This window comes from Enterobacter sp. R4-368 (assembly GCF_000410515.1).
Lineage (GTDB): Bacteria > Pseudomonadota > Gammaproteobacteria > Enterobacterales > Enterobacteriaceae > Kosakonia.
Genome location: NC_021500.1, coordinates 1,398,836 through 1,416,765 on the forward strand (window position 1 = coordinate 1,398,836; position 17,930 = coordinate 1,416,765).

General features: G+C 52.4%; 17 protein-coding genes. 5 read left to right on the top strand and 12 right to left on the bottom strand.

The window, feature by feature from the left end; translation table 11 throughout:
- Positions 1 to 129: 129 nt before the first annotated feature.
- The gene (gene lrhA, locus H650_RS06510) at positions 130 to 1,068 is read right to left on the bottom strand and encodes a transcriptional regulator LrhA (RefSeq protein ID WP_044489433.1); all 939 of its coding nucleotides are present in this window, start codon (positions 1,066 to 1,068) and stop codon (positions 130 to 132) included.
- Positions 1,069 to 2,015: 947 nt separating this feature from the next.
- Between lrhA and H650_RS06515 the strand changes: the two genes are divergently transcribed.
- Positions 2,016 to 3,230, top strand: coding sequence for a pyridoxal phosphate-dependent aminotransferase (locus tag H650_RS06515; RefSeq protein WP_020454530.1), 1,215 nt, complete (start codon positions 2,016 to 2,018; stop codon positions 3,228 to 3,230).
- 79 nt (positions 3,231 to 3,309) lie between these two features.
- A complete protein-coding gene (yfbR, locus tag H650_RS06520) occupies positions 3,310 to 3,909 on the top strand; it encodes a 5'-deoxynucleotidase (protein ID WP_020454531.1) in 600 nt (199 codons plus the stop codon).
- 46 nt (positions 3,910 to 3,955) lie between these two features.
- Here yfbR and H650_RS06525 read toward each other — a convergent pair whose 3' ends face one another.
- The 4 genes from H650_RS06525 to yfbV form a co-directional block, all read right to left on the bottom strand.
- Complete coding sequence (locus H650_RS06525; protein WP_020454532.1) at positions 3,956 to 5,788, bottom strand: SLC13 family permease; 1,833 nt, start codon at positions 5,786 to 5,788, stop codon at positions 3,956 to 3,958.
- Between the two features lie 75 nt (positions 5,789 to 5,863).
- Positions 5,864 to 6,523 (bottom strand): sugar phosphatase, encoded by a 660-nt coding sequence (locus H650_RS06530; RefSeq protein WP_020454533.1) that lies wholly within the window; start codon positions 6,521 to 6,523, stop codon positions 5,864 to 5,866.
- 10 nt (positions 6,524 to 6,533) lie between these two features.
- Entirely contained in the window at positions 6,534 to 7,028 is a 495-nt protein-coding gene (locus H650_RS06535) for a YfbU family protein (RefSeq protein WP_020454534.1), read from the bottom strand.
- Between the two features lie 172 nt (positions 7,029 to 7,200).
- Complete coding sequence (yfbV, locus tag H650_RS06540) at positions 7,201 to 7,656, bottom strand: terminus macrodomain insulation protein YfbV (protein ID WP_044489434.1); 456 nt, start codon at positions 7,654 to 7,656, stop codon at positions 7,201 to 7,203.
- A gap of 336 nt (positions 7,657 to 7,992) precedes the next feature.
- Between yfbV and ackA the strand changes: the two genes are divergently transcribed.
- Positions 7,993 to 9,195 (top strand): acetate kinase, encoded by a 1,203-nt coding sequence (ackA, locus tag H650_RS06545; protein WP_020454536.1) that lies wholly within the window; start codon positions 7,993 to 7,995, stop codon positions 9,193 to 9,195.
- A gap of 78 nt (positions 9,196 to 9,273) precedes the next feature.
- Complete coding sequence (pta, locus tag H650_RS06550; RefSeq protein ID WP_017458608.1) at positions 9,274 to 11,412, top strand: phosphate acetyltransferase; 2,139 nt, start codon at positions 9,274 to 9,276, stop codon at positions 11,410 to 11,412.
- A 63-nt stretch (positions 11,413 to 11,475) separates the two neighbouring features.
- Here pta and H650_RS06555 read toward each other — a convergent pair whose 3' ends face one another.
- The 5 genes from H650_RS06555 to H650_RS06575 form a co-directional block, all read right to left on the bottom strand.
- Positions 11,476 to 12,429 (bottom strand): transketolase family protein, encoded by a 954-nt coding sequence (locus tag H650_RS06555; protein WP_020454537.1) that lies wholly within the window; start codon positions 12,427 to 12,429, stop codon positions 11,476 to 11,478.
- On the bottom strand, positions 12,422 to 13,255 hold the full coding sequence (locus H650_RS06560) for a transketolase (RefSeq protein WP_020454538.1): 834 nt from the start codon (positions 13,253 to 13,255) through the stop codon (positions 12,422 to 12,424). The genes H650_RS06555 and H650_RS06560 overlap by 8 nt, the downstream gene beginning before the upstream one ends.
- Positions 13,252 to 14,643 (bottom strand): PTS ascorbate transporter subunit IIC, encoded by a 1,392-nt coding sequence (locus H650_RS06565; RefSeq protein WP_020454539.1) that lies wholly within the window; start codon positions 14,641 to 14,643, stop codon positions 13,252 to 13,254. Before H650_RS06565 ends, H650_RS06560 begins: the two co-directional genes overlap by 4 nt.
- A 52-nt stretch (positions 14,644 to 14,695) precedes the next feature.
- Positions 14,696 to 14,968, bottom strand: coding sequence for a PTS sugar transporter subunit IIB (locus H650_RS06570; RefSeq protein WP_020454540.1), 273 nt, complete (start codon positions 14,966 to 14,968; stop codon positions 14,696 to 14,698).
- 81 nt (positions 14,969 to 15,049) lie between these two features.
- Positions 15,050 to 15,493: a PTS sugar transporter subunit IIA gene (locus H650_RS06575; RefSeq protein WP_020454541.1), complete on the bottom strand. Its 444-nt coding sequence runs from the start codon at positions 15,491 to 15,493 to the stop codon at positions 15,050 to 15,052.
- Positions 15,494 to 15,726: 233 nt separating this feature from the next.
- Between H650_RS06575 and H650_RS06580 the strand changes: the two genes are divergently transcribed.
- On the top strand, positions 15,727 to 16,746 hold the full coding sequence (locus tag H650_RS06580) for a LacI family DNA-binding transcriptional regulator (protein ID WP_020454542.1): 1,020 nt from the start codon (positions 15,727 to 15,729) through the stop codon (positions 16,744 to 16,746).
- Here H650_RS06580 and yfcD read toward each other — a convergent pair whose 3' ends face one another.
- Positions 16,747 to 17,292 carry an NUDIX hydrolase YfcD gene (gene yfcD, locus H650_RS06585; RefSeq protein WP_020454543.1) on the bottom strand — a complete coding sequence of 182 codons (546 nt, stop codon included), beginning with the start codon at positions 17,290 to 17,292 and terminating at the stop codon, positions 16,747 to 16,749. It lies immediately after the preceding gene.
- 54 nt (positions 17,293 to 17,346) lie between these two features.
- Complete coding sequence (gene yfcE / locus H650_RS06590; RefSeq protein WP_020454544.1) at positions 17,347 to 17,898, bottom strand: phosphodiesterase; 552 nt, start codon at positions 17,896 to 17,898, stop codon at positions 17,347 to 17,349.
- Positions 17,899 to 17,930 lie beyond the last annotated feature (32 nt).

Consider the following 17,930-nt stretch of genomic DNA (forward strand, 5'->3'; position numbering starts at 1 on the left):
AAGAATAATTTTCAGGAATGGGGTTTCTGTGATTCATCATCTGTGCGCAAAATGAACCGATAACCGCTTTTTTGCCGCCAGCGGTTCATTTTTGCACTTACATTTTGTTACCAGATTTGGCAGGGGATGTTAGCTAAAATCCCCTTCGATAACCAGCGGATCGTCTCCTCCTTCAGGAGTACCGCCGCTGTAATGCCAGGGGTTTTGATAATGTTCCATGGCCTGGAAAATTACCTGTGCCAGCTCATTGCGGCTTTGCGGGTTATAACAGAGCAAATATTCCGTATCCGGCAACAGCGGCAGCCCTTCGGCTCTGCCCAGCACGCGCAAATCAGGGCTCATCATTTCCACCGGCCGCGCGGTTACACCTAATCCGGCTTTTACAGCTGCTTTGACCGCCGACAACGACGAAGCAACATAAGCCATACGCCAGGGAATATCCGCATCATTCAGCGAATTGATGACCATATCGCGAAATGGGCTGGGCTCATCCAACAGAACCAGTGGTATCGCCTCACTTTTCTGTAACACGTACTCAGCCGAGCAGTACCAGTGCGTGGGCGATGTGCGTAACGTCAGGCAATCGAATTGCGCGGAACGGTGAGTCGTCACCACGAGATCAACATCATGCTCTTGTTCGCGTTCGTCAGAAAAGGGGTTGCGTTTCACGCGCACATCAAGAGCCAGCTTCGGGTATACCGAGCTAATACGATTAAGCAAAAACGGTAAAATGGTGTCCGCAGACTCATCAGAAGCACCAATAGTTAAGACGCCCTGAAGGTTGCTAAACATTAACGACGTGCATGCTTCGTCATTGAAACGTAAGATCTTTCGCGCATATCCCAGTAACTGAATACCATGTTCAGTTAACAGTTTATTGCGGCCATGACGGGCAAATAATTCTTTTCCCACTAATTGTTCAAGCCGCTGCATTTGCTGACTTACGGCGGATTGTGTGCGACAAACTGCAGCAGCGGCCGCAGCAAAAGTGTTTAGATCGGCGACCGCAACGAAAGTTCTCAGCAGATCGAGGTCGAGATTCAATATCGGACGATTTGCATTTATCATAATTTTTCACTTACGGGTCGTTCGCGCGGAGTGACCCGGGTTTATGCTGTGCTCGTAAGATTAAGTAATTCCATTTAAAAAGTGCATCCAGCAGGTTTATAACCAGGTAAAGCTGGCAGTCGTTCAGGTGTTTATAGTTCGCTGTCTAACGCAAGCTGAACTCGATGGCTTTATTTCGCCTTCTGCCATTCCTTTTAGATATATAAAAGATGCCAAAGCGCGTTATTCCTTTTAAGAAAAACATGTTTGTGCAACGTTCATAGGCTATACATAGCACTGCGCCATATAGAACCAGCCTATATAACTGGTCAGAATTAAAAGCGAGTAATAACAATCAACTACAATTAAGAAATAAACCTTAACTAAAGCAAGGCCTTTGGTATCAGTTCCATTTCTTGCCCCACGAGTTTAACCTAAAACCTTTATATTTATAAGCATTATTACGAATTATCTTAAGCAAACAAATGGCTTCCACCACACCATCTACTTATTAATATTAGTGATAGTCATCGTTCCCATTCTCAATATTAAATAGCTATTAATTAAGTGAAGAACTAACTATTAATAATGCTTAACATTGCGTTCACAGCCAACTCACCTCTTCGCCAGGCCGAATGAGGAGGAAATCTATCGCGCTGGTTTTAAGCAGAAAGCGAATTCTACCGTAGCACAACGGCCTCAAACCGAGACTAAACGAACGCTTTTAGGCGGTAAAAAATCTCACCTAAAAACACAAAATCAGCATTAAAAACCAAAACATAAAACAAACACAGAAAAAATAAAAAACATAAAGCCCAATAAATAGTTAAAAAATCGCTAACCATCAGAGACATTAAGACAAAATCTTCTCCTGCTAACCCTTCAAAACGGACCGAGGGGGGAGTACATTGTTCCGTGCTCACTTCCACGGCAGGCAGTGGCTATTCCAGCTAAAAGGTCAAAGGTTCATGTCCTCCATCGAAAAATCCAGCAAATTAGATAACGTCTGTTACGACATCCGTGGCCCGGTTCTGAAAGAAGCAAAACGTCTTGAAGAAGAAGGCAACAAGGTCCTCAAACTCAACATCGGCAACCCAGCCCCTTTCGGCTTCGAGGCACCGGATGAAATTCTGGTTGATGTGATCCGCAACCTGCCCAGCGCGCAAGGTTACTGCGATTCAAAAGGGCTCTATTCCGCGCGCAAAGCCATCATGCAGCACTACCAGGCGCGCGGCATGCGCGAAATCACTGTGGAAGACATCTATATTGGCAACGGTGTTTCCGAGTTGATTGTGCAGTCGATGCAGGCGTTGCTGAACAGCGGTGACGAAATGCTGGTGCCCGCACCGGATTACCCGCTGTGGACCGCTGCAGTCTCACTCTCTGGCGGCAAAGCGGTGCACTATTTATGCGATGAATCGGCAGGCTGGTTCCCCGATCTCGATGATATCCGCGCCAAAATTACGCCGCGTACGCGCGGGATTGTCATTATCAACCCGAACAACCCAACCGGCGCGGTCTACTCAAAAGAGCTGCTGCTGGAAATCGTTGAGATCGCGCGTCAGCACAACCTCATCATCTTTGCAGATGAAATCTACGACAAAATTCTTTACGACGAAGCGCAGCATCACTCCATTGCTGCACTCGCGCCGGATCTGTTCACCATCACTTTTAACGGGCTGTCGAAAACCTATCGCGTCGCGGGATTCCGCCAGGGCTGGATGGTGTTGAGCGGGCCTAAAAAACACGCGAAAGGCTACATTGAAGGACTGGAGATGCTGGCGTCGATGCGCCTGTGCGCCAACGTTCCGGCTCAACATGCAATTCAGACCGCGCTCGGCGGCTACCAGAGCATTAGTGAATTTATTGTGCCTGGCGGTCGCCTGTATGAACAGCGTAACCGCGCGTGGGAGCTAATTAACGAGATCCCGGGCGTTTCCTGCGTGAAACCAAGCGGCGCGTTGTATATGTTTCCGAAAATCGACGCCAAACGCTTCAATATTCACGACGACCAGAAAATGGTTCTCGACTTCCTGTTGCAGGAAAAAGTGCTGCTGGTACAAGGCTCTGCGTTTAACTGGCCATGGCCGGATCACGTGCGAATTGTGACGTTACCGCGTGAAGACGATCTGGAAATGGCGATTACCCGTTTTGGTCGTTTCCTCTCGGGTTACCATCAGTAAGGATACCGGGGGAGGATTTGCATCTTCCCCCACTCTCTGCGCACAATGGCTCAGGTCGCAGTCACAGACAAGGTAAACCATGAGTCAGAGCCACTTTTTCGCCCACCTTTCCCGCCTTAAACTTATCAATCGCTGGCCACTGATGCGCAATGTGCGCACAGAGAATGTCTCCGAACATAGCCTGCAAGTCGCGATGGTCGCCCACGCGCTGGCGGCCATTAAAAACCGTAAATTCGCAGGCCAGCTCAATGCCGAGCGCATCGCGCTGCTGGCGATGTACCACGATGCATCGGAAGTGCTGACAGGCGATTTGCCAACGCCGGTAAAATATTTCAACTCGCAAATCGCCCAGGAATATAAAGCCATTGAGAAGATCGCCCAGCAGAAGCTGGTCGAGATGGTGCCGGAAGAACTGCGTGATATTTTTGCGCCGCTGATCGATGAGCATCACTACACCGCAGAAGAAAAATCGATCGTGAAACAGGCAGATGCCCTGTGCGCTTATCTGAAATGTCTGGAAGAGCTCTCCGCTGGCAACAACGAATTCTTGCTAGCCAAATCACGGCTGGAAAAAACGCTCGATGCGCGCCGCAGCCCGGAAATGGATTACTTTATGCAGGTGTTTGTACCGAGCTTCCATCTGTCGCTGGATGAGATCAGCCAGGATTCGCCGCTGTAACTGAACATGCCGGGCCAACAGCCCGGCCAGGTCAGGTCAGGTCAGGTCAGAACGGAAACAGCACCGGGATTAATAATGCGCAGACCACCATCACCAGTAACGTGAACGGCACGCCAATTTTTACGAAATCACTGAACTGATAGTTACCCGGCCCTAAAACCAGCGTATTCACCGGTGAGGAAACAGGCGTCATAAACGCCGCCGAGGCCGCCATCGCCACGACCATGGCAAACGGATAAGGTGACACGCCCATCGATTTCGCCGCCGCCAGCGCAATCGGCGCCATCAATACCGCAGTGGCGGTGTTAGAGATAAATAACCCAATCGTGGCGCACATCACGAACAGACATATCAGCATCAGATGTGGGCCGTAGCCGCCGCCCAAATCCATCAACCCTTTCACCACCAAATCCACACCGCCGGTTTTTTGCAGCGCCAGCGCGAACGGCATCATGCCGACAATCAAAATAATGCTCGGCCAGTGGATCGCTTTATACGCACTTTCCGCATCAATACAGCGAAATTTACCCATCAACATGCAAGCTATGATCGCGGCCACCGGATTGGGAATTTCATCAGTCAGCATCAATGCAATCATCAATACCAGACAAAAAATAGCGTGTGCCGCCTGGCTGTGCGCCGGAGAAGCGGCGCTCTCTTCCACCGGTAAGTTGAGCACCACAAAGTCGCGCCCGTGCGAACCAAGCTGGCTGATAAGTTTCCAGTTGCCGACCACCAGAAAAACATCGCCCAATTGCAATGTTTCATCCGTCACTGCGCCTTCCAGCGCCTCGCCGTTGCGTTTCAGACCAACAACATTAAGACCGTAGCGGGTGCGAAAACCGATTTCGCGCACGGTTTTACCAATCAGTTCCGAATCGGGGATCAACGACACCTCCGCCATTCCAACATCCAGCGCCTGGTCGGAGAAATACTCACCGCGCAGGATCATCGGCTCAAGCAGTTGTTCAGCGCAAAACTGGCGCAAATCGACTTCGGCGGCAGACATATCAATCAGCAGCACATCGCGGGCACGAAATTCGGACACCCCATTAACGTTAACAATGACACGCCGGAAATGTCGCCAGCGCTCAACACCGATAATGTTGGCACCATAGCGTTCTCGCAGTTGTAAATCATCCAGGCGCTGCCCAATCATTGGCGAACCGGGGCGAATCGCCAGACGGCGCGCCCGTCCGGCAAGACGATACTCCTTAATAAGATCGCGAAAACTGCGACGTTTCCAGCTTTCACGCGCGGTATCGTCACTCTCCCCTTTCAACGTGAAACGCATCAACAGCATATAAATAATGCCAAGCAGCAAGATCACCAGCCCTAAAGGCGTCACGCTAAAAAAGCTGAACCCGCTAAAGCCTTCGCGTAGCAATTCGCTATTAACGACAAGATTTGGCGGCGTCGCTACCAGCGTCATCATGCCGCTAATAAGGCCGGCGAAGCTGAGCGGCATCATCAGCCGTGACGGCGAAATCTGCATGCGCATTGACACACTGAGCACTACCGGGATGAAGATCGCCACCACGCCGGTCGAACTCATAAACGCGCCAAGCCCGGCAACGGTAACCATCAACAGCACCAGCATTTTGATTTCGCTGCTGCCCGCCATGTTGACCAGCCACGTCCCCATATTCGTCGCCACACCGGTGCGCACCAGGCCATCGCCGATGATAAACAGTGCGGCAATTAATACGACGTTCGGGTCGCTAAAACCGGAAAACGCTTCGGAAAGCGTCAGCGTTCCACTGAGAACGAAGGCAACAATGACAAACAGCGCAACAGCATCCATACGCACTTTGCCCGTCGCAAAAAGCACCACCGCGATGCCCAGCAGACACAGTACCCAGATAAGTTCACCGTTCACAACGAATCCTTGTCAGTTGAGAGTGGAGAAATAGTGCCATAAAAAACCCCACAAAAGTGGGGTTAAATCATGGAATCAGGCCTTTAGCGTGACATTCACCAGGCCGTCCGGCCGTTTTGCGACATCGAGCGCGTCGAGTGTGGTGAGCCGGAAATCTACTTCATCAAGCCGGGGCGCATCTGCCGGAACATTTACCGCAATCACATGGCAACCTGCGGCAAGGCCGGAAAGGACACCCGCCGGCGCATCTTCCACCACCACGCACTCTTGCGGTACCAGCCCCAGCAGCTGAGCGCCGAGGAGATAAGCATCAGGCTCAGGTTTGCCGCGAGTGACCTGCTCAGCGGTGACGAACACTTTCGGCGTCGGCAACCCGGTCGCACGATGTCGCGCGTGCGCGACAGGCACCGACCCGGAAGTGACGATAGCCCACGGAATCGCTGACTCATCTAAGTGCTGAAGCAGCGCAATCGCGCCAGGCAGCGCGGTAATGCCATCGGTATCTGCCGCTTCAATTTGTTCAAGCCAGGTAAACTCAGCCGCAATCTCTGCTTCAGACTTGCCCGGTAAGAAATGCCGCAGCGAGGTAATCGCCTGTTTGCCATGGATAAAATTCAGTACTTCATCATGCGCGATACCAAATCGATCAGCCCAGTTACACCATGCCCGCTCCACGGCAGGCAGCGAATTCACCAGGGTGCCATCCAGGTCAAACAGAAATCCTTTACACTGCACACTCACCTCCTCAGGCGTTAATAATCTGATTAATTTCGTTACTGCTCAGGTGGTACTGACGCGGGCAGGAGTGCCACACGCTCAGCATGCGCTGATATTTTTCCCACATTGGGGTTTGCGCGTTAAAGCCATGGGTTCCCGCGTCGAAATGGGTATAACGGCCTTCGATGTTGACCATAAAACGCACATAGCCGAGATAACGCGCTTCCGTTGCGGCGTCAAAGCCAAGGAAAGTCACGCGGCGCTCATCAATGGCGCTGGTATCTTTCAGGTTGGTCCAGGAGACATGCAGTGCGTGGTACATCTCCATGATGTCGATAACCGTGCGACAGGTCTCTTCTTTCAACTCGCCGAATTCACGATCCAACTCACGCATTTGCAGGCCATATCCACGCTCAATAATGGTTTGCAAACGGCGATAGCGCTCCGCATTTGCCGGGTCCATCATGGTCATCATTTTGTACTGGTTGGATAAGATCAGACGTTGGGCATTAGTCATTTCCATCTTTCGACTCCTGTGGCACATCGGCGCATTAAAAAAGATGTCTTGAGTTTACCTGCTGAAAAAGACGGCTTTTTTGATTTGCCGGGGGTTTTGGGTAGAACACGATGAAAAATAAAAAAGAAGACATCGCAAAAATGCCTTCTTTTATAGAGATTACGAAATTTGCTCAAACTCACAAATCATCAAGAAATGTTTTATCGAGCTGTTTAAAAGCACGTTTAAGCGTGTCGGCCAGCGCCTGGTAATCAGGCTTACCCTCTACAGGTGCCAGCGCCTGACCCGCTTCTTGCAGCTTGCCGCGCACTTCATAAAACCAGTGCAGAATTGACGGCGGTAGCGGCGTCACGGAACGCTTACCCAGCCACCAAAGCCCCTGCATTGGCAGGCTCAGCGCAAACAACGCGGTAGCCACCGCCGGGCCAAGCTGGCCACCGAGCGCAATTTGCCAGCAGAGAGTAAACACTGCCACTGGCGGCATAAAGCGCGTGGCATAGCGCATTGCGCGGATCACGCGGTTTTCAACGAACATCGGAGCGAGGCGTTTTTCCATAGGCCAGGTCTTCGCATAGTGCTGACCCCGACGAAACAAACTAAAAAAAGTGACGGGTCGATTCTCTGAAGTGGACATGGTTTACCTCAACTTCACATATAAAAATTAAAAAAATTGTGCAAAACAACAACTGTGAATGACATCGTTAAAATTTTTTGTCAATCCCACCTGGTATCAGGTATCCTGTGGCGGCCTTGACCGGTTCATTAGACGAATATCTTTAAGTCGTCAAATTTAAGCTCATTATGCCACTGCCTGAAATTTGCGCAAAATAGCTTAAAATTTTATGTATTCTTCTCATCATGCCAGAAAGTAAACCCGGCATGATGTTAATCATAATTGTCAGTGTCCACCTGCGCTACGCTGTGCGACTCACTGACCTTTTTTAGCCACGTATCATAAATAGGTACTTCCATGTCGAGTAAGTTAGTACTGGTTCTGAACTGCGGTAGCTCCTCACTGAAATTCGCAATCATCGATGCAGTTAATGGTGACGAGTACCTTTCTGGTTTAGCCGAATGTTTCCACCTTCCTGAAGCGCGCATCAAGTGGAAAATTGATGGCGGTAAACAAGAAGCGGCTTTAGGTGCAGGTGCCGCTCACAGCGAAGCGCTGAACTTTATCGTTAACACTATTCTGGCACAAAAACCAGAACTGTCTGCACAACTGACCGCAATCGGTCACCGCATCGTGCACGGTGGCGAAAAATACACCAGCTCTGTGGTTATCGACGAATCCGTTATTCAGGGCATCAAAGACGCAGCCTCTTTCGCACCGCTGCACAACCCGGCTCATCTGATCGGTATCGCCGAAGCGCTGAAATCCTTCCCGAACCTGAAAGACAAAAACGTGGCTGTCTTCGATACGGCGTTCCATACCACCATGCCGGAAGAATCCTACCTGTATGCGCTGCCGTACAAACTGTACAAAGAGCACGGAGTTCGTCGCTACGGTGCACACGGCACCAGCCACTTCTATGTGACTCAGGAAGCAGCCAAAGTCTTGAACAAACCGGTTGAAGAACTGAACATCATCACCTGCCACCTGGGCAACGGTGGTTCTGTTTCCGCTATCCGTAACGGCAAATGCGTTGACACGTCCATGGGTCTGACCCCGCTGGAAGGCCTGGTAATGGGTACCCGTTCTGGTGATATCGATCCGGCTATCATTTTCCATCTGCATGACACTCTGGGCATGAGCGTTGAAGCTATCAACAAAATGCTGACCAAAGAGTCCGGTCTGCTGGGTCTGACCGAAGTCACCAGCGACTGCCGTTATGTAGAAGACAACTACAAAGATAAAGAAGACGCGAAACGCGCAATGGACGTTTACTGCCACCGTCTGGCGAAGTACATCGGCTCTTACACTGCGCTGATGGACGGTCGTCTGGACGCGGTTGTCTTCACCGGTGGTATCGGTGAAAACGCCGCCATGGTACGTGAGCTGTCTCTGGGCAAACTGGGCGTTCTCGGCTTTGAAGTTGATCACGAACGTAACCTGGCTGCCCGTTTTGGTAAGTCTGGCTTTATCAACAAAGAAGGCACCCGCCCGGCTGTCGTTATCCCGACAAACGAAGAGCTGGTCATCGCGCAAGACGCGAGCCGCCTGACTGCCTGATTCCACACACCGCCAGCCCACGCTGGCGGTGCTGTTTTGTAACCCGTCTCGCAAGACGGTAACGAAAGAGGATTAACCGTGTCCCGTATTATTATGCTGATCCCTACCGGAACCAGCGTCGGCCTGACCAGCGTCAGCCTTGGCGTTATCCGTGCTATGGAACGCAAAGGCGTTCGTCTGAGCGTCTTTAAACCGATCGCTCAGCCGCGCGCCGGTGGCGATGCGCCAGACCAGACCACCACAATCGTGCGTGCCAACTCTGGCCTGACTGCAGCAGAACCGCTGAAAATGAGCCACGTTGAGTCGCTGCTCTCCAGCAACCAGAAAGACGTGCTGATGGAAGAGATCATCGCCCGCTATCACGAAAGCAGCAAAGACGCTGAAGTGGTGCTGGTTGAAGGTCTGGTTCCGACGCGTAAACATCAGTTCGCGCAATCGCTGAACTTTGAAATCGCGAAAACGCTGAACGCAGAAATCGTGTTTGTCATGTCTCAGGGCACCGACACGCCAGAGCAGTTGAAAGAGCGTATCGAACTGACCCGCAACAGCTTCGGCGGCACGAAAAACACCAACATCACTGGCGTTATCGTTAACAAACTGAACGCACCGGTTGATGAACAAGGCCGTACCCGCCCTGACCTGTCTGAAATTTTTGATGACTCGTCCAAAGCAAAAGTTATTCATATCGATCCGGCGAAACTGCAAGAAGCCAGCCCGCTGCCGGTGCTGGGCGCTGTGCCGTGGAGCTTCGATCTGATTGCTACCCGCGCAATCGACATGGCCCGCCACCTGAATGCGACCATTGTTAACGAAGGCGATATCAAAACCCGCCGTGTGAAATCCGTGACCTTCTGTGCGCGCAGCATTCCGCACATGCTGGAACACTTCCGCCCGGGTTCACTGCTGGTGACCTCCGCAGATCGTCCGGACGTGCTGGTTGCTGCTTGCCTTGCCGCGATGAACGGCGTGGAAATCGGGGCGCTGCTGCTGACTGGCGGTTACGAAATGGACGCCAGCGTGCGCAAACTGTGTGAACGTGCATTCGCCACCGGCCTGCCGGTATTTATGGTGAATACCAACACCTGGCAGACCTCCCTGAGCCTGCAGAGCTTCAACCTGGAAGTTCCGGTTGATGATAACGAGCGTATCGAAAACGTTCAGGAATACGTAGCTGGCTACATCAATGCCCAGTGGATCGATTCTCTGACCGCAACTTCCGAACGCAGCCGTCGTCTCTCTCCGCCGGCATTCCGTTACCAGTTGACTGAGCTGGCGCGCAAAGCGGGCAAACGCGTTGTTCTGCCGGAAGGCGACGAACCGCGTACCGTGAAAGCTGCCGCTATCTGTGCTGAACGTGGTATCGCGACCTGTATCCTGCTGGGTAACCCGGACGAGATCAATCGCGTTGCCGCTGCGCAAGGCGTTGAGCTGGGCACCGGGATTGAAATCGTCGATCCGGACGTGGTACGTGAAAGCTACGTTGCTCGCCTGGTTGAGCTGCGTAAGAGCAAGGGCATGACCGAAGCCGTCGCCCGCGAACAGCTGGAAGACAACGTGGTTCTCGGCACGCTGATGCTGGAACAGGACGAAGTTGACGGTCTGGTTTCCGGTGCTGTGCACACCACCGCGAACACCATCCGTCCGCCGCTGCAGTTGATCAAAACCGCACCGGGCAGCTCACTGGTTTCTTCCGTGTTCTTTATGCTGCTGCCGGAACAGGTTTATGTGTACGGTGACTGCGCCATCAACCCGGATCCTACCGCTGAACAGCTGGCAGAAATCGCGATTCAGTCTGCGGATTCCGCTATCGCGTTCGGTATCGAACCGCGTGTGGCAATGCTCTCCTACTCCACCGGTAACTCCGGCGCGGGTAGCGATGTAGAGAAAGTGCGCGAAGCAACGCGTCTGGCACAGGAAAAACGTCCTGACCTGGTGATCGACGGTCCGTTGCAGTACGACGCTGCCGTTATGGCTGACGTTGCGAAATCCAAAGCGCCGAACTCTCCGGTTGCAGGTCGCGCTACCGTGTTCATCTTCCCGGATCTGAACACCGGTAACACCACCTACAAAGCGGTACAGCGTTCTGCCGACCTGATCTCCATCGGGCCGATGCTGCAGGGTATGCGTAAACCGGTTAACGACCTGTCCCGTGGCGCGCTGGTTGACGATATCGTCTACACCATCGCACTGACCGCGATCCAGGCTTCACAGCAGTAATCTGCTGTAACCGGCAACAAAAAGGCGACCTGATGGTCGCCTTTTTTATTTACACCTGCTTATTTACAACAGCTCGCGTGCCGCCGCCACGATGTCATTCGCTGTGAGTCCATACTCTTGTTGCAGAAAATCCTGTGTCCCTACCTGGCCATAACGTTCCTTCACGCCAACACGGCGCATCGGCACCGGGCTGGTTTCCACTAACACTTCCGCCACGGCTGAGCCCAGCCCGTTATGAATGCTGTGGTTCTCACAGGTAACAATCCGCCTGGTCTTCTCTGCGTAGTTCTTCACCAGCTCACGGTCGATAGGTTTTAAAGTAAACATATCGATCACCGCCACGCTGATACCTTCTTGCGCCAGTTGCTGCGCGGCGGTCAGGGCTTCGGCAACCATAATGCCATTGGCAATTAACGTAATGTCTGTCCCCTCGCACAGCACATTACCTTTACCGATGGTGAAGCGTGAGCCCGGCTGGTAGATGGTCGGCGCCTGTTTGCGGATGGTGCGCACCCAGTAAAAACCTTCCAGCTCCGCCAGTTGATGCAAAATATCGGAAAACATTACCGCATCTGTCACTTCCAGCACGACCGAATGCGCCAGCCCGCGCACAATCCCCATATCCTCAAATGACATGTGCGTCCCGCCGTTGTGGCACGCGGTGACACCCGCATCGGAGGCGATAACCTTGACATTGTTGCGCTGGTAATCGAGCGCCATAAACAACTGGTCGAAACAGCGTCGGCTGGCAAAAGCGGTGAACGTGTGCACAAACGGTTTACGTCCAGTCAGTGAAAGCCCTGCCGCCGTGCCGATCACGTTCGCTTCCATGATGCCGCAATTGATCACCTGCTGCGGATACTTTTTATGGACACCATCCATCGCCATCGAACTCATCAAGTCGGCTTCCAGGGCGATAATATCGCTGCCTGCCTCGATCTGCTCGCTGATAAAACCGGCATAGACTTTGCGCATCTCGATACTGTCTTTGCCGCCGGGTTCAGCCACCTTAATCATGTGCCGCCTCCAGTTGTTTAATGGTGTCGTTTAGCGCCTGCTTCATCTCATCTGTCAGGCGTAAGTGGTGAGAATTACTGAGACTTTCGAGGTACGGCACCCCCTGCCCTTTAATGCTATCGAGGATCACCAACCGCGGCCTTGCATCGGCTGGCGGAACAGGCTTCACCACCTCCAGAAGGGCAGCAATGTCGTCCCCCTTCACCGTACAGACATCAAAACCGAAGGCGCGGAATTTCCCTTGCAGATCGAAGGCGCAGATAATTTCATCCAGCTCGCCATCCAGTTGTTGCTTGTTCCAGTCAACAAACACCGTCAGATTGTTGAGCCGATGATGGGCAATAAACTGGAATGCTTCCCAGCACTGCCCTTCATTTAACTCACCATCGCCAACGATACAAAACACGCGATTAGGCCTGCCCGCCAGCTTATGGCCTAGCGCTATTCCCCCCGCGATGGAAATGCCCTGCCCCAGCGATCCGGTTGTGGCATCTACGCCCCTCGTTTTTAAGCGATCCGGATGGCTTGGCAAACGGGTTCCATTTTCGTTGAGCGTCATTAGCGCTTCCTGAGGAAAATAGCCTTTCAATGCCAACGTGCTATACAGCGCCGGGCCAGCGTGACCTTTCGAGAGCACAAAGTAGTCGCGTTCCGGCCAGTCCGGGTCGGCCGGGTCAATCCGCATGACCTCGCCATACAACACCGCGAGGGTTTCTACCACCGACATGCTGCCGCCATAGTGCCCAAAACCAAGATGCGTTAAGGCCCTGAGAGTGGCGACACGAATGTCCCGCGCAAATTGTGTTACTTCTGCAATTGTGCTCATGACTTCGCTCCGTTCTTTTCATCTGCATCGCTGGCAGCCGACTTGCCTTTTGACATCACATTCCAGATCACTAAGGCAATGAACAACGCCACCACCAGACCGGTAATGGCCATCGGTGACAGATAACGCGCGAGGTTGCCCAGCACAATGCCAATAAAGCCAAAGTCGGCATCGGAGAAAGTGGTATTGGCAAAGCCGAGCGCGCCCAGTACAGGCAGCAGCAACACCGGCAGGAAGGTGATCAGCAAACCGTTGGCGAAGGCACCGATCATCGCGCCCCGTCGCCCGCCGGTAGCGTTACCAAACACGCCCGCCGTTGCACCGGTGAAGAAATGCGGTACCACGCCAGGCAGAATCAGCACCAGCTTCATCTGACCGAGCAGGAACAGCCCCACCAGCCCGCCGAGAAAACTGAACAGGAAGCCAACCAACACTGCGTTTGGCGCATAGGGATAAACCACCGGGCAATCCAGCGCCGGACGGGCATTGGGGACCAGTTTTTCAGAAAAGCCGGTAAAGGCCGGCACGATTTCCGCCAGGATCAAGCGAACGCCTTGCAGGATAATGAACACACCTGCGGCAAAGGTGATAGCCTGAATAATCGCGTAGACGAGGAAGTTCTGCCCGGCGCTCAGTTGTCCCTCAACATACTCACGCCCGGCACATACGGCGAGGATCATATAAATAATGATCATTGTCAGCGAGATAGAGATGGAACTGTCTCGCAGGAAGCTCAGGTTTTTCGGCAGGTTCATCTCTTCGGTTGAACGTGACCCTTTACCGCATTTACTGCCGATCCAGCCGGATAACACGTAGCCCAGCGTACCAAAATGACCAAAAGCGATATCGTCGTTGCCGGTGATCCGCTTCATATAACGCTGTGCAATCGCCGGGAAAAACGCCATCACCAGGCCGAGAATCAGCGAACCGGTAAACACCAAACCGATACCTTCAAATCCGGCAACGGTGAGGATCACCCCAATCATGCAGGCCATATAAAAGGTGTGATGTCCGGTAAGGAAAATGTATTTCAGCCGCGTAAAGCGCGCGACAATAATATTCGCCACCATACCGAACGCCATGATCAGCGCTGTAGACGCGCCATATTTTTCAAGCGCAATTGAAACAATCGCTTCGTTATTCGGAATAATCCCCTGAATATTAAAAGCGTGCTCAAACATACCGCCCAACGGGTTTAACGACCCAACTAATACCGTTGCACCGCCGCCGAGCACGATAAAACCAAGAATGGTTTTCACTGTGCCTTTGACGACATCCGAAAAAGATTTTTTCTGCGCAACCAGGCCAATCAGCGCAATTAACCCCACCAATACTGACGGGACTTTCAAAATATCAACAACAAAGTTTAGCGTTTCAAGGATAAACATATCCACCTCGCTTTATGCATGTCGCACCGTGGTGCGCTGCATCCGGTTGATGTTAACGGCTGGCGAAGAAAGCGCTGATTTTCGCTTCCAGTTCATTGATATCAATAATGTTGTTAAGTACAACCAACTGGTTTTCCGGCACGCTGGCGCTGGCTGCAATATCTTTTGCCATTACAAACACATCGGCGGCACCTGGTGTGGCAGAAGAGAGGTCGGAATGTTCGACTTCCGCTTCAATATTTAATTTTTTAAGCACTTTTTTAATATTCATTTCGACCATAAAACTACTGCCCAGGCCGGATCCGCAAATTGCCATTATTTTCATTGTGTTTACCTTTTTTGAGTAGAGTACAACCGCATCGCCCATAGCAGGCAATGTTTCATCACTGGTGAAATAAAATAAAAATCAGAAACGATGAATAATTTTTTTAATTTCCTCCTGAGTGTTTGCACGATGTAATTGTGCAATATCTTCATCGCTGGAAAATAACTCTGCCAGCGCGGCGATCATTTCAATATGGCTGTCTTTATCCGGTGCGGCCAACATAATAATGGTATCAACCGGATCGGATTCTTCAGATCCAAAATTCACCCCTTGAGACAATTTTAATAATGACAGGCCTAAGCCTTTTGCCCCTTCCTCCGGCCTGGCATGCGGCATGGCCAGCCCTGGTGCCAGCACATAATACGGTCCCAGTTTGTGATGTTGCGCGACAATGGCCGTCACATACTCCGGCGTAATGGTGCCGGACGCGAGCAGCGGTCTGGCGCAAATCTCCAGCGCTTGCGGCCAGTTTTCCACGCTTTCTAACACCTGAATAGTTTTGTCGTTAAGCCATTGGTTTAACACTTCGCACTCCTTATCGGGATGAGATGGGCAAACTTTATGCAACTCTGCAGCGCTTATCCGTGATGATAGTCGCAAAGATAGCGCTACCAACAGGAATGATCGAAAAATGTGATAGCGCTATCAGATATGAAAACGCAGGGGAATTCGCAGAAAAAGCAGGCATTTCCGGCGTATACTCCCTTGAGATGACTCATAACTCAGCGCCTGAGCTATCAGGGCTTTCAGGAAACGGAATGACAATTACCCGAAAACGTCGGAGCACAGGAAAAGTCACCCTTGCCGATGTGGCGCAACTGGCGGGCGTCGGCACCATGACCGTCTCCAGGGCATTACGTACCCCGGAGCAGGTTTCAGATAAATTGCGCGAGAAAATAGAAGCTGCCGTGCAGGAACTGGGGTACATGCCTAACCTCGCGGCCAGCGCGCTGGCTTCCGCCTCATCGTGGACGATTGCCATGGTGGTGCCGAGCCTTGCCGAATCCGGCTGCTCGGAAATGTTCGCCGGTTTGCAGCAGGTGTTACAACCTGCGGGCTATCAAATCATGCTCGCCGAATCACAGCACCGGCTGGAGCAGGAGGAGAAGCTGCTGGAAACGCTGCTCGCCTCCAATCTGGCCGCGGCCATTTTACTTAGCGTCGAACATAGCGATACCGTACGCCACTGGCTGAAAAACGCCTCTATTCCGGTAATCGAAATCGGTGCGGTGCGCGCCGATCCCATTGATATGAATATCGGTATTGATAACGTTGCGGCAATGTTCGAACTGACGCAAATGCTGGTGCAGCGCGGTTATCAGAATATCGGCTTATTGTGTGCCAACCAGGAGCAGTGGATTTTTCAGCAACATTTGCAGGGTTGGTATAAAGCGATGCTACGTCACCATCTTTCACCAAACAGGGTGATCAATGCCGCCGCACCGCCCATCTTTTCTACGGGAGCGGCACAATTGCCGGAATTTCTGCTGGCGTGGCCGGAACTGGACGCATTGGTGTGTGTCTCGGATGAGCTGGCCTGCGGCGCGCTTTACGAGTGCCAACGGCGCAGAATTAAGGTTCCGGACGATTTAGCGATTGTCGGCTTCGGCGACAGCGATGTCAGCCGGGTATGTGTGCCACCGTTAACGACAATTTCCGTGCCGCATCGCAAGATTGGTATTGAAGCAGGACGCGCGCTGCTGGCGCGACTGAATGATGAAACCTGGGAAAACAAAACGCCGATTGCACCGACGTTTTGCTTGCGAGATAGCTGCTAGTTATTCCGTTTCCTGCGCTATTTCCACATCATTGCTGGCATTGCGCGTCATCCACAGCGCCAGCGCTTTCAGTGAATCAGGGGTGAACTCGTCGCAGCGGGCGGTGATCTCTTCCGGCGTCATCCAGCATACTTCGCTGACCTCTTCTTCCTGTAACGCGAATGGACCGTGGGAAACGCAACTGAACAGCCCGCCCCAGACCCGACAGTGTTCATCTTCAAAGTAAAACTGGCCATGCTCGGCAAACGGCACACCCGCAATACCTAACTCCTCTTCCGCTTCGCGGCGCGCGGAATCCAGCAGGTTTTCCCCTGCCTGCACCACACCACCGGCGGTGGCATCCAGCATACCGGGCATAAAATCTTTGATCTCTGTGCGACGCTGTACCAGCACTTTGCCCATCCCATCATGCACCACAATGTAGGTTGCGCGGTGACGCAGACATTGCGCCCGCATTTGCTGACGGCTGGCCTGCGCTATCACCTCATTGTCTTCATTGACAATATCCACCCACTCCATGCCTGCAAAATGACTCTGTTCCACCATCGGGAAATCTTCTCTTTAGGGCGCTCTGTTGGCGCGTTTCGGTTGAAAGGTAACTTACGGATTAATCGTGATCTGCGCAATAACCCGCTGATCATTAAGTGTGATAACGCGCAATACGTCCTCTTCCAGCATGCCGTAGCTGGCCGCGAACCCGCCTTTTGGGATACTGACCGAACCGGGGTTGAAGTGGAAAATATCGCCCCGTTTCTCAGCAACCGGAATATGCGTATGACCATAGACCAGCACATCGCCCGCCGCCAGCGGCGGCTCGTCATCCGGGCCAAAGAGATGACCGTGCGTCAAAAACAGGCGGCGTTCAGGCAGTAAAACCTGCTGCCAGGGCGCCGTAATCGGGAACGTCAGTAGCATCTGATCCACTTCACTGTCGCAGTTGCCGCGCACGGCAACAATCCGGCTGGCCTGTTCGTTCAAACGTTCCGCCACCTGCGCTGCCGCGTAGCCTTCTGGTAAGGCATTGCGCGGGCCGTGATTCAGCACATCGCCAAGGATCACCAGCCAGCGGGCATCACTTTGCGCGAACAGTTCCAGTACGCGTTCCGTCGCGGGCAACGACCCATGAATATCCGATGCAAACATCAGTTTCATCACTGCACCTCATGTGGAAGAAAACGCCCCAT